Genomic DNA, 12,010 nt, shown 5'->3' with positions numbered 1-12,010 from the left:
CTGTTGGCGGCCGCGGATTGCGATCGGTGCGTCAGCGCACCGGCAGGTGAGCAGCGCGCGAGGCCGGGCGCACCGTATGCGGTGGCCGGTCGTCATGGAGCAGACCGCTGTTCACATCGTTCATCCAACTGCTTGGTGAGACAGGGATCAAGGAGGTCGCCCAGTCCTTGACACAGCTCTGATGCCGGCATGACCGGCCCCGGCCACGACGGGTGTTACCGATCACGGGCCGCACAACCCGATCCGCCACCCGCGGCTCACCCGCGGGGCAGTGTCACCTTCTCCTGGCCGCAGCCGATGCGGCTGGACTCCGCCTCGACATAGGCGGGCAGCAGGTCGCGGACGAACGTGAAGTCCTGCTCCCCGAACCCGTCCTTCTGCTCCAGCATGAAGATCACGTCCCCGCTCTGGCACCGCGCCCGGTACACGGCCCGGCTCACGTTGAACGAGCCGAACCCGTTGGCGCCCTTGAAGGACGAGCCGCCCTTGAGGAGGTCCTGGGAGAAGACCTCGGCCAGTGCCGGGTCCACGACGGTCGTCATCCGAACGGCAGCCCTGGGGTAGCTGCCAGCGGCCTCGCAGACCCGGGCAGCGCCGCCGTCGCCGCTGACCCGGGCACGTGACAGGCTCTCGCGGTAGGCAGCGGGGAGGGCGAGGCCCTTGATCCCGCAGAAGGCGTCCGGCTGGGTGTCCCGCCAGGCGACGACGTCCTTCGGCAGGTCCGGTGACCGGTAGACCCCGGAGCAGCCCAGCTCACGTATGACGCCGTTGGCCGCGTCCACCACGGCGTGCGCCAGAGCGGCACGGTCCTCCCTCTCGTACTCCGAAGAGATGTCAAGGCCCGCAGGCCCCATGCCGACGTCGACCACGACCGGGCCCTCGAACTGGTCGGGCCTGCCGGTACAGGACTGGGGAAGCGCCACCCAGGCGCGGGAGGAGGAGGCCATGCCCGGCAGGCCTTCCCCGAGTGCCACCATGCCGGCCGCGAGGAACTCCTCGGGCCACTGCCGCCCGTCGCTTCCGTAGAGACCGTCCAGCTTGTGCACCCGTACGGTCAGCTGCCTTCTGGCCCTGTCGTCCTTGTAACTGGTGATGCGGCACTGGCCGTAGGACAGTCCTTGGCCGTGGGGGTCGGTCTGCAGCACCTGCTCCTCGACCTCGGTCCTGCGGTCGCCGAAGAGGGAGGACACGGTCGAGTCGCTGAGGGAATCCCAGCAGGGGGCGGGGCCAAGCAGCGGCAGGGTGTCCGTACGCCAGGCGACGGCGCCGGCCCCGAGCAGGCCGCCGACCAGGACGCCTGCGGCGGTGGCCCGCACCGTGTGGTTCCGCAGCAGCCGGCGCAACAACGAGGGCCGCGCGGGAGAGGGGACCGAGGGAACCAGGTCCAGTTCCTTGTCCGGCTGCCGGGCAGGGGTCGTTTCGCTGTCCACTGCCGGTGTCACGCTCTCTCCGTTGTCCGCCACGCTGCCGTTGTTGTCTGCGGTCACCGGTTCTCCCCGGCCTGGCACCCGATGCGCTTGCCCACGGACGCGGTGAAGTTCGCGAAGACCTGTTGGTCGTCCGGGCGGCTCCGGCCCTTGAGGCCGGGCTCGACGTTCCCGTAGAACACGGTCCGCCGACCGCCACAGGTGGCCCGCACCAGTCCCTGACCGTTGCCCTCGGGAAGCCCGTCGAACAGTGCGACCATGCGGGGCTCGGACGCCATCACGAACTGCGCCGCCGGCTCATCGGGCACCCCCCGGGAGCGCCACACCACCGAACAGGTCTGGAGCCGCTCACCGACCACGCCCACCTGCTGCTGATAGGCGGAGTCCTTTCCGAACTCGAAAGTCACCCCCGGAATCCTGCACAGGGGACTGGAGGCCCTCTCGTCCTTCTCCGCGGTGACCACCATCGGCGAGGACAGGCGCAGCGGCTTGGCGGGCTTGCAGCCCGCCTTCGAGGCAGAGGTGCCGGCCGCGTCCAGCAGCATCCGGGCGACGTCCATCCGGTTTCCGATGGTGAAGGGCATGGCCTTCTTCCCCAGGTGGCCGTCGCCCCAGCTCTCGCTCCGGATGGTGACCGCGGACGGTCTGCCGTCCACATCACAGGCCTCGGGCAGCACCAGGATGGCCCGATCGCCGCCGACCAGCCCGTTGAGTCCGTCGGGCAACGGCGAGGCCGAACCGTCGAAGAAGTGGGCTATCCACGCACGGCGCTCCTCGGCCGAGGCCGGGACGGGGCCGTACGTGAGGGTGACGCGCTCATCGAAGGTGAGCGGCTCGGTGGAGTCGTCATCGGCGACCGACGAGGCGACGGTGACCGTGCACGTGGCGGTCGGCCTGGTGGACGAGGGCGGCGCCGACTCGGTGGCCCGGCGCGCGGAGCCGGACTTGCCGAGCGCCTCATCACCGAGGAAGGACGGACCACTGTCCTCCTGCCACGCCCCCCAGCAATAGCTCGCGCGGAACGGCCAGCTGCCCGTCGCGCTCAATCCGTACAACCCCGCACCCGAGGCAAGAACCGCCCCACCTGCAACAAGGGCGAAGAACCTCCCCCGTTGCCTGCCGCCGACGCCCATGACATTCCCCCTCGTGAACCACGTAGATCACAGCAAACGCACCGATGCTACGTCCGATGCCGGTGGTGTTTACGACTCATTTACGACACCCCGATGCCCGCCATCAGCAGCGCGTCAGGAAGTGCGGGTTTGCCGTAAGAAGGGCGTCAACGTGGTGCGTTGGCACATGGCGGTGATCGCAGACTGAGTGGCAGGGGGAAGCGGACGACCGTCCGTGATGCGAGGTTGGAGGGCGCGTGACGATCACCGCCGAGGCCACGCCCAGTCCGGACCGCGGGGGGTCGGGCTGGAGCTGGGACGCATCACGGACGGGCCGTCCCGTGCACTGCCGCGCGAGCCTCGCCGTAAGCAAGCCGTCGAAGTCGCACCCACGGCCGTTTGGACGTCGTCAACGCCTGCCGAGGCGGCCGAAAACCGCTGTTCCCTCCGGTTATCCGTACTCACAGGACGTACAACAGGAAGGCGGCCCGCCAATGCCCCGGGTGCTCGTGGTCGATGACGAACCGCAGCTTGCGCGGTTGCTGGTGATCAATCTGAAGGCGCGGAAGTACGACGTGGACTGCGCGCAGGACGGGGGTACGGCCCTGGAGGCCGTGGCGGCCTGCCGCCCGGACGTGGTCCTTCTGGACCTCGGACTGCCCGACATGGACGGGATCGAGGTGATCAAGCAACTGCGCGGATGGTCGAAGGTGCCCGTCCTGGTGGTCTCCGCCCGCCACGGCTCCGAGGAGAAGATCCAGGCCCTGGACGCGGGCGCCGACGACTACATCACCAAGCCCTTCAGCATGGACGAACTGCTGGCCCGGCTGGGAGCCGTCATCCGCCGCACACCGACTCAGGAGTCGGCCGCAGCGAACGAAGCGGTCGTCGAGACCGAGGAGTTCACCGTCGACCTGCTCGCGAAGAAGGCAGCGGAGCCGACGGATCGGGCACGCCGTCAAGGCCCCGTCAAATCTGCGTCTCCCCGCGTATGAAGACCATCAACGTGCCTGCTGGGTCGAACTGTTGAGCCAGATGCTGGCGTGCACGCAGGGCCGTACGAACGGCCCGGGTGTGAGCTGGAGCGCGAGTGACGATCACCGCCGGTACCGAACAGACCCAGGGAGCGGGGGCTCCAGAGAATGTCACGCAGAGCCCCGCACCGGACGCCCGTCGCGTGAGCGTCCCACGTTCGCCGTCCGGAGGGGAGCTGGGAGGAGGGCCGCCGGGACCACGGCCTCCCACCATGATCGCCCGGGCGGCCCGCCTGCTCGCCGACCGCTACTGGGCCACCTTGCCCGGCCGGCTGCGCCTCGCTCGCGCGGCGTGCGTGCTGCTTGCCACCGGGCTGCTGATCCTGCTCGCGGTCGCGGTGACGGGCGCGACCACCGCTTGGGACGAAACGGCCCAGCACGACGCGCCCCGTACCGTCTCCGCGACCCGGCTCAACCTCGCACTCAACGACATGGACGCGCAGACGGCCAACATCCTGCTCTCCAGTGGTGATTCCGGTACCGGCAAGGGGCGCCTGGAAGATTCGTACGCCAAGGCGAGCGGCTACTACGGAGACGCCCAGGAGATCATCAGCCGCTCCCTGCGCACGCTCGCCGCCGCCTCGGAAGGCGACCCGGCCACCGAGGCGACCGTCGTGCGGCTCACCGATGACTTCGCGCACTACCAGGAGCTGATCGGACGGGCGCTGGAGAACGACAGCCGGCCCGGCGGCAAGGACGCCGCCCGCGAGGACTACCGGACCGCGACCGACCTCCTCACGGGGCGGCTGCTCCCGGAGGCACGCAAGCTCGTTGACGCCAACAATGCGGTGTACGAGCGGCAGTACGTCGCAGCGCGAGGCGACCTCGACGTGCAGCGGACCGCCGAAGCCGTCCTCGGCGTGCTGCTGATCGCCGCGCTGGTACTCCTCCAGATCCACCTCGCGCGCCGGTTCCACCGGGTCTTCAACCCGGGACTGATCGCGCCACCCTCTGCGCCGTGGTCGCGGTCGTGTGCGGCGCCCAGCTGCTCACGATCACCTACGACCGGATGAAGGTCGCCCGCCGCGACTCCTTCGACTCCGTCATCGCGCTGTCACGGTCCAAAGCGATGGGCTACGACGCCAACGCCGACGAGAGCCGCTACCTCCTGGACCCCGACCGCCGCCCCGCGTACGAGCTCTCCTTCCTCGACAAGTCGCATCAGCTGTACGGGATTCAGGGCGTCGGACTCGATACGTACGACCGGAAGCTCGCCGACACGTGGGCCACGTACCTGAACAACCACGAGGACAAACGGTTCACCGGCGAGTACCGGCGCGAACTGGACAACATCACCTTCGCGGGCGAGCGGGAGGCCGCCCAGAAGACCGTCGAGGCGTACGCCGTCTACCAGCGCGACGACCGGACCTTCCGGCGGCTGGTGGCCGAAGGGAAGCAGCAGGAGGCCACGGTCTTCTGCATCGGCTGGGCATCGGACACCTCGAACGCCCACTTCGGGCAGTGGATGAAGGCTCTGGACCAGGTCACCGCCATCAACCAGAGGCACTTCGATCTCGCTGTCCGGGAGGGCCGAGGGGCACTGAACGCGCAGGGCCCGATGGCCGGCGCGTCGCTGCTGCTCACGGCCGGGTTGACGGCGCTGGGGCTGCGGCGCCGGCTGGCCGAGTTCCGGTGAGAGGGACCGGTGAGCAGTACGGACGCGGGCAGGGGCGGGAAGATCGGCGTGCTCGATGTCCGCTCATACAAGGGCCGCCAGCCGGCCGGGGTGTTCTTCGATCACGAGGTGGCCGGCGTCCGGGATGACGTGCAGGTCGGTGCCGAGCATCGTGCGGACCGCCGGGGCGAGCCGTCGCGGTGGCAGGAAGGTGTCGTGCGCTCCCGTGGTGACCAGCCGGGGAACGGCCGCCCAGGGAGGTCTGCCACGCCAGAAGCTCCACTCGAGCGGAAGTGGCGTGCGACCAGCGTCACCCACTCCACCAGTTCCTCGCGGGGCTGGTGGCCGGGTGCGAGCATGGCCCGCAGGAGCCGGGTGCTGCGTGCCGGAGTCGGTCGGACGAACCAGGCGGCGGAGACGGCGAGCAGCCCGGGTGTGCGGCGCAGCCAGCCCACTCCGCCGGGGGAGACGAGGACGAGCCGGTCGATGCGCGGTGACGGGCTGGACAGGGCGATGGCGGCGCCGAAGGAGTGCCCGATCACCATCACGGGCCCGGTTGGGGCAGCAGTGTCGAGGACCTCGCTCAGCCAGGTGCCGTACCAGGACAGGCGGCCGCCCCCAGCGCGGGGCGGGAGATCCCGCGCTCGCCGGAGCTGAGACCGGGCTGTCCGGGGACGTCCGGCAGGACGAGCCGATGGCCGGGCGCGACTAGGGTGGTGGCCAGGGGCAGAGATGCGGCTGCGTTGAAGTTCGTACCCGGCACGAAGACCACCGTGGTCGGGCCGGAGCCGGCGTTCACCAAGTGGGTCTCTGCTCCGTTGGCGGTCACAACGGTCCGCTCGTGCGGCACCGGCCATGCGTCGAGCTGGTCGGTGCACCAGCGGCGGATGTGCTCCCGGCCCGGCGTGCTGCGGTAGATGGAGTCCACGCGGCGAGTATCGCCCCTCAACCCGCGGCCACTCCTCCGGTTGCCGCCGGTGTGCCGACGGCGTAGTGGGCGTACTCCCGCTCGGGACGGAAGCCGGCGGTCCAGGCGAGCAGGCGGCCGGGGCGGTTGCTCGCCGAGCAGGTCCAGCTGGGGGTGTGCCCTCTGGCCGCTATGTCCGAGCACAGGGCGTTGATGCAGTCGAGTGCCAGGTACTGGAGGCGCGGGTCGGGCACGGTGACGCAGGCGACGTCCTCGTAGGTGGTGCCGAGGAAGTAGGTGCAGGCCACGGCCACGATGCGGTCGCCCTGGAAGGCGGCCCAGGCGTAGCCGGAGCGCGCGAGCGCGTCAGGTCCGCCCCAGGTGCGGTGGATCCAGCTCATCGCGGGCGGAAGGGTGGTGAGCGCGCGCGTGTCCTTGGCATGCATCCTCCGTACGGTCACACCCCTGGGCGCTCGGGTGGCCGGTACGGGGCAGCGCTTGACGTACACCATGCGCTTCCACGGCACGACCCGGTCGAAGGCGGCCCCGATCAGAGGAAGGAAGCGGCCCGGTGCCTCGATGGAGTGGTCCGCGAAGACCGCGAGATTCTTCGGCGTCAGAGCCTGCGGGTCTCCGCGCAGCAGCACGTGGTCCCCGCAATCGGCGGCGATCACGCGTGGCTGGATGACGCGGTCCACCCACCAGCGGCCGGCCTCGGTGGTCAGGACGTGTTCGGTCAGGGCAGCCGAGCCCGGGGCCCCGGTGGGGAACCAGCGGACGAGGGCCGGGAGTCGGTGGGACGGCAAGTTGATCACGAGGAGGTTCCTTGTCGGGACATGGAGGCGGGGCGGCCCTGTTCGGAGGGCCGCCCCGCGGGATGGGCTGATCGCTAGCAGGAGGCCTTACTGCCGTGGTTGGAGCCCTTCTTGCGGCGGGCCCTCTTCTTGCGTGCGCGCTTGGACATGTGCGGGTACCCCTTCAGGCGGTGTGGCCGACGAGGAGGTCGGCGAGCTTGTTGAGGCGCTTGATCGTGCGGTCCTCGGTGGCGGCGGCGGCCGGGGCGACGCGCTCGGAACGGTCGTAGTAAGCGCCGTTGACGATCTCGGTGGCGGGGTCGCAGAGGCGTACGACGTGCTGGGCACCCTCGGCGGCGGTTTCGCCTTCGTTTCCGTAGAGGGGGAGCAGGCCGGTGTCGCAGACGCCGGGGTGGACGGAGACGGCGGTGACGCGGGGGTCGGAGGCGAAGACAGTGAGCGCGAGCTGCGACTGGGCGTACGCGGCGAGCCGTGAGTAGCGGCGCTCCCGGTTCGGGTCGCTCCACTGGATGGCGGCCGTGCGGTGGAGCGAGGAGGAGACGTTGACGACGCGCCCGCCCGGGTCGCTGGTGAGGGAGGGTTCCAGGAGGTTGGTGAGGAGGTAGTGCGCGAGGAAGTTGACCTGGAAGGCGATCTCGTTGCCGTCGACGGTGAGGGTGTGACGCTCGGGGGCGGCGATGGCCGCGTTGTTGACGAGAACGTCGAGGCGCGGGTGTTCCCGTACGACCGCGTGGGCCAGGTTCTCGACTTCCTCCAGACGGACGAAGTCGGCGGCGAGCGGGCGCAGCAGGGCGCTGTCGATGCCCTCGGTGGTCACCAGGCGGTCGGCCGCGGCCTGGGCCTCCTCGGCGGTGCGGCCATGGAGAAGGACGACCGCGCCGCGCTGGGCGAGCTGGCGAGCGGTCTCGTAGCCGATGCCGGCGGTTGCGCCGGTGACGAGGACGGTACGTCCGGACAGGGATGAAGACATGTCGGATTCCTGGAAGCAGGCATGGCTGACGCGCCCGGCGCCCCCGGCGTTGGGAAGGGGGCGAGGGCTCAGGTCATGCGGTGAAGGGGAGGACGCGTACGAAGCCCTGGCCGGAGTCCTTCAGGACACTGGTGGCAGGTACGCGGAGGACGCGCGGCCGATGTCAGAGGGCCGGGCGGACAGCGGGCGCTGTCGGCTGCACCGACGTGACCCCGGCATGGCTTCGCCATGACGGTGGCCGATCGTCGTAGCGCGGACCGCTGTTCATGACCCAATCCCAGCGCATCAGGGATGCCGGGGCAAGATCCTGGACGGGACTTTGACGGCCTTCTGATGGCCGTCGGGTGACCGCGCGAATCCGCTCTTCGCACAGGTCTTCAGGGCCGCGTCAAAGATCGACGACCGTGCGGAAGGAACGCGTAAAGGAGCGTTGTCACGGACGTCGGCCGGGAGCAGACTGGCGGAGCGACGGAGCCGGTGACGGTCCGGTGGCGCGCGGCTGGAGGTCGGTGACCTGAACACCGCCGAGGATGCGCATGGTCCGGCCGTGGGGGTACGGGCCGATGCGACCGCGTGCTGGTCAACCGTCGCACAGCACATGAGCCGTCCAGCTTCCGGTGTGGGGATACCGAGCTGGGCGGCTCGCGTGTTTCGGCCGTCAACGCGCACACCAGCAGGCATCCCTCCCGGCAAGTAGTTGCTAACGTGGAAAGTAGATGCCGAGTGGGCAGGTTCAAGGCTGCTCGGCGACGACGGGAGGGGTGTGCCATGTCTGAACAGGCCAATGCGGTCGCATCGTTGAAGGGGATTGCGCGGATCGAGGCGACCGCGCGGGGGCGAAGCGGCTGGTACGTCGGCTATCTCTGGCTGTTCGCCGTGTGGCAGCTCGCTCTCGTTCCGGCGGTGCTGATGTGGCACGGGCGGACGGGGACACTCGTCAGCACGTTGGCGAACGCCGTTGTGGTCATGGGGTTGTCCGTGTTCGCCACGAGGCAGCCCGTGGTCCCGCGCGGCTACGGGGGCAGGCATCTCAGGGTGATCGGCGCCTGGGCGGTTGCCTACGTCCTGACGCTCGTGCTCGGCTTCACCGTCTTCCTGGACAGTGTCGCCTTCGTGGTCGTGGCCGCTGTCGCCTGCGCGCTGCCGGCCGCTGCGGCGGCCTGGCGTGAGGCGCGCGCCGTATGACGCCGGAAGTCTCGGTGGGTGGCAGTCAGGGCCCTCATCCGCGACATGGACTCGCACCCCTTCTCGCGTCGGCCGTGCGTCTGTCGATCATCGCGGCTCTCGCTCCTGTGGAGAAGGCCGAGTTCGCCTATGTGCGGGACCTCGTGGAGATCACGGACTCTGCACTGTCGAAACAGGTCTCGCGCCTTGAAGAAGCGGGCTGGGTGACGGTGGAGAAGGGGCAGGTCGGGCGTCGGCCCCGGACCTGGCTGTCTCTGACCGAGGAGGGGATGACTACCTATCGGCGTCACCTCGCCGCCCTCACGGCCATCGCGGGCCTTCTGAGTTGATGCGGGGGGACGATCGCCGGCCACAGGATGTGACCGGCGATCATCGGGCCTGGTCCGCGGGCCGGTTCAGGTGACCGCCGAGGTCGGGAGTTCCTCGGTCACCGGCGATGTGCCGACTGCTATCGGGAGGGTGATGACCATGGTGAGGCCGCCGCCAGGAGTGTCCTCGGCCGTGAGGGTGCCGCCGATGGCCTCGGTGAAGCCGCGGGCGACCGCGAGGCCGAGGCCGACTCCGGCGCCGCGCGGGGCGTCGCCGTGGCGCTGGAACGGTTCGAAGATTCGGTCCTTGGCCTCGTCGGGGACGCCGGGGCCGCGGTCGACGACGCGCAGTTCCACGCGCTCGTGCAGGGCGCTGGCGGTGACGTTGACGGGCTGGCCGTCGGGGCTGTACTTGACGGCGTTCTCGACGATGTTGGCGACGGCCCGTTCCAGCAGGCCGCGATCGACGGCGATCATCGGCAGCGTTTCGGAGATGTCGAGCTCGACGCTGTCCTCGGGTACGCCGCCCAGGGCCATCGGGACGACCTCGTCGAGGTCGGTCTCCCGGATGAGGGGGACGACGGTGCCGGTGTTGAGGCGGGACATGTCGAGGAGGTTGCCGATCAGGGCGGCGAGGCGGTCGGCGCCGTCCTCGATGCCTTCGAGGAGTTCGGCCTTGTCGTCCTCGGACCATTCGACGTCGTCGGAGCGCAGCGAGCTGACGGAGGCCTTGATGCCGGCGAGCGGGGTGCGGAGGTCGTGGCTGACGGCGGCGAGCAGTGCTGTGCGGATGCGGTTGGCTTCGGCGAGTTTGCGGGACTTCTCGGCCTCGTCGACGAGGCGCTGGCGGTCGAGTACGACGGCTGCCTGGGCGGCGAAGGCGCCGAGTACGCGCCGGTCCTCGGCCGGGAGCACCCGGCCCGTCAGAGCGAGGGCCATGTTGTCGCCTATGGGCAGGTCTACGTCGGCGTCCTCGGGACGTCCGACGGGGCTGGTGCCGACGGATGCGGCCGTGGTCCAGGGGTCCACGTCGCTGATGCGCTCCAGCAGGGTGACCGATTGCATGGCGAAGGTCTCGCGCAGCCGTTCGAGGAGGGCGTCGAGGGAGTTCTCCCCGCGCAGGACGCTGCCCGCGAGGAACGAGAGGATCTCGGACTCGGCGCGAAGGCGGGCCGCCTGGTGGGTGCGCCGGGCTGCGAGGTCGACCACCGAGGCGACGGACACGGCCACTCCCACGAAGATCGCGATGGCCACGATGTTCAAGGGGTCGGAGATGGTGAATTCGTGCAGCGGCGGGGTGAAGTAGTAGTTCAGGAGCAGGGACCCGAAGGCCGCCGACGCCAGGGCGGGGAGGAGCCCCCCGAGGAGCGCCGCCGCCACCGTGAAGGTGAGGAAGAGCAGCATGTCGTTGGCGAGGCCGAGCTCGGGGACGACCTGGCTCAGCAGGACGGTCAGCAGCGCGGGGCCGGCGATACCGGCGAGCCAGCCCCAGATGATGCGGGAGCGGCCCAGCCGCGCGCCGCGTGCGACGGGCAGGCGGCGGCCCTTGGCGGCTTCGTCGTGGGTGACGATGTGGACGTCGAGATCGGGTCCGGATTCGCGGGCGACGGTGGCGCTGACGCCGGGGCTGAACGCGTACTGCCAGGATCGCCGTCGGCTGACGCCGAGGACGATCTGGGTGGCGTTGCACCCGCGGGCGAACTCGAGCAGCGCGTCGGGGATGCTGTCGCCTATGACGTGGTGGAAGGTGCCGCCGAGGTCCTCGACCAGGGTGCGCTGGACGGCGAGTTCCTTGGGCGAGGCGGATGTCAGCCCGTCGCTGGCGGCGATGTAGACGGCGAGTACCTCCCCGCCCGCGCCCTTCTCGGCGAGGCGGGCGGCGCGGCGGATGAGCGTACGACCCTCGGGGCCGCCGGTCAGGCCGACGACGATGCGTTCGCGGGCCTGCCAGGTGGAGCGGATGTTGTGCTCGCCGCGGTATTCCTGAAGGTACTCGTCGACCCGGTCCGCCACCCACAGCAGGGCCAGCTCGCGCAGCGCGGTGAGGTTCCCGGGCCGGAAGTAGTTCGAGAGGGCGGCGTCGACCTTGTCGGGCTTGTAGACGTTGCCGTGCGCCATGCGGCGCCGCAGCGCCTGCGGGGACATGTCCACGAGTTCGATCTGGTCGGCCCGGCGGGCGACCTCGTCGGGGACGGTCTCCCGCTGGCGCACACCTGTGATGGTCTCGACGACGTCGCCGAGGGACTCCAGGTGCTGGATGTTGACGGTGGAGACGACGTCGATGCCCGCCTGGAGCAGCTCTTCGACGTCCTGCCAACGCTTGGCGTTGCGCGAGCCGGGCACGTTGGTGTGCGCGAGCTCGTCCACGAGCGCGACCGCGGGGCGGCGGGCGAGGATCGCGTCGACGTCCATCTCGGTGAAGGTGGCGTCCCGGTACTCCAGCTCGCGCCGCTCGATGAGTTCGAGGCCGTGCAGCATGACCTCGGTGCGCGGACGGTTGTGGTGCTCGACGAAGCCGACGACGCAGTCGGTGCCCCGCTCGATGCGGCGGTGCGCCTCGGAGAGCATCGCGTACGTCTTGCCGACGCCCGGCGCCGCGCCGAGGTAGATGCGGAGCTTGCCGCGTCCCATGTTCCG

11 protein-coding genes and 1 pseudogene are annotated in these 12,010 nt (G+C 70.0%); 5 read left to right on the top strand and 7 right to left on the bottom strand.

The features are described 5' to 3' along the window. Positions 1–257 precede the first annotated feature (257 nt). Positions 258–1,487, bottom strand: coding sequence for a hypothetical protein (locus tag ACWF9Z_RS09655; RefSeq protein ID WP_453599486.1), 1,230 nt, complete (start codon positions 1,485–1,487; stop codon positions 258–260). Beyond that, positions 1,484–2,473 carry a hypothetical protein gene (locus ACWF9Z_RS09650; RefSeq protein WP_389796786.1) on the bottom strand — a complete coding sequence of 330 codons (990 nt, stop codon included), beginning with the start codon at positions 2,471–2,473 and terminating at the stop codon, positions 1,484–1,486. The genes ACWF9Z_RS09655 and ACWF9Z_RS09650 overlap by 4 nt, the downstream gene beginning before the upstream one ends. Positions 2,474–3,033: 560 nt before the next feature. Here ACWF9Z_RS09650 and ACWF9Z_RS09645 point away from each other — a divergent pair. The 3 genes and pseudogenes from ACWF9Z_RS09645 to ACWF9Z_RS09635 form a co-directional block, all read left to right on the top strand. Further along, a pseudogene (locus tag ACWF9Z_RS09645) lies at positions 3,034–3,468 on the top strand (response regulator transcription factor); the annotation flags it as partial. Between the two features lie 317 nt (positions 3,469–3,785). Next, positions 3,786–4,586 carry a hypothetical protein gene (locus tag ACWF9Z_RS09640; RefSeq protein ID WP_453599483.1) on the top strand — a complete coding sequence of 267 codons (801 nt, stop codon included), beginning with the start codon at positions 3,786–3,788 and terminating at the stop codon, positions 4,584–4,586. Next, positions 4,532–5,209, top strand: coding sequence for a hypothetical protein (locus ACWF9Z_RS09635; RefSeq protein ID WP_453599480.1), 678 nt, complete (start codon positions 4,532–4,534; stop codon positions 5,207–5,209). The genes ACWF9Z_RS09640 and ACWF9Z_RS09635 overlap by 55 nt, the downstream gene beginning before the upstream one ends. A 63-nt stretch (positions 5,210–5,272) precedes the next feature. Here ACWF9Z_RS09635 and ACWF9Z_RS09630 read toward each other — a convergent pair whose 3' ends face one another. From ACWF9Z_RS09630 to ACWF9Z_RS09615, 4 genes are all read right to left on the bottom strand, one after another. Further along, positions 5,273–5,506: an alpha/beta fold hydrolase gene (locus ACWF9Z_RS09630; RefSeq protein ID WP_453599477.1), complete on the bottom strand. Its 234-nt coding sequence runs from the start codon at positions 5,504–5,506 to the stop codon at positions 5,273–5,275. A 265-nt stretch (positions 5,507–5,771) separates the two neighbouring features. Further along, positions 5,772–6,116 (bottom strand): alpha/beta fold hydrolase, encoded by a 345-nt coding sequence (locus tag ACWF9Z_RS09625; protein ID WP_453599474.1) that lies wholly within the window; start codon positions 6,114–6,116, stop codon positions 5,772–5,774. Positions 6,117–6,133: 17 nt separating this feature from the next. Then, entirely contained in the window at positions 6,134–6,910 is a 777-nt protein-coding gene (locus ACWF9Z_RS09620) for a GNAT family N-acetyltransferase (protein ID WP_453599472.1), read from the bottom strand. A 163-nt stretch (positions 6,911–7,073) separates the two neighbouring features. Beyond that, positions 7,074–7,880, bottom strand: coding sequence for an SDR family NAD(P)-dependent oxidoreductase (locus tag ACWF9Z_RS09615; protein ID WP_453599469.1), 807 nt, complete (start codon positions 7,878–7,880; stop codon positions 7,074–7,076). A 768-nt stretch (positions 7,881–8,648) separates the two neighbouring features. Between ACWF9Z_RS09615 and ACWF9Z_RS09610 the strand changes: the two genes are divergently transcribed. Together ACWF9Z_RS09610 and ACWF9Z_RS09605 are read left to right on the top strand one after the other, a co-directional pair. Then, positions 8,649–9,065, top strand: a complete 417-nt coding sequence (locus ACWF9Z_RS09610; protein ID WP_389796802.1) for a hypothetical protein — start codon at positions 8,649–8,651, stop codon at positions 9,063–9,065. Next, positions 9,062–9,394 carry a winged helix-turn-helix domain-containing protein gene (locus ACWF9Z_RS09605; protein ID WP_453599466.1) on the top strand — a complete coding sequence of 111 codons (333 nt, stop codon included), beginning with the start codon at positions 9,062–9,064 and terminating at the stop codon, positions 9,392–9,394. The genes ACWF9Z_RS09610 and ACWF9Z_RS09605 overlap by 4 nt, the downstream gene beginning before the upstream one ends. A 66-nt stretch (positions 9,395–9,460) precedes the next feature. Here ACWF9Z_RS09605 and ACWF9Z_RS09600 read toward each other — a convergent pair whose 3' ends face one another. Beyond that, on the bottom strand, positions 9,461–12,004 hold the full coding sequence (locus tag ACWF9Z_RS09600) for an ATP-binding protein (RefSeq protein WP_453599464.1): 2,544 nt from the start codon (positions 12,002–12,004) through the stop codon (positions 9,461–9,463). Positions 12,005–12,010: the final 6 nt, after the last annotated feature.

The organism is Streptomyces sp. NPDC054961 (genome assembly GCF_053609145.1).
This window is presented reverse-complemented; position numbering and strand designations above follow the sequence as displayed.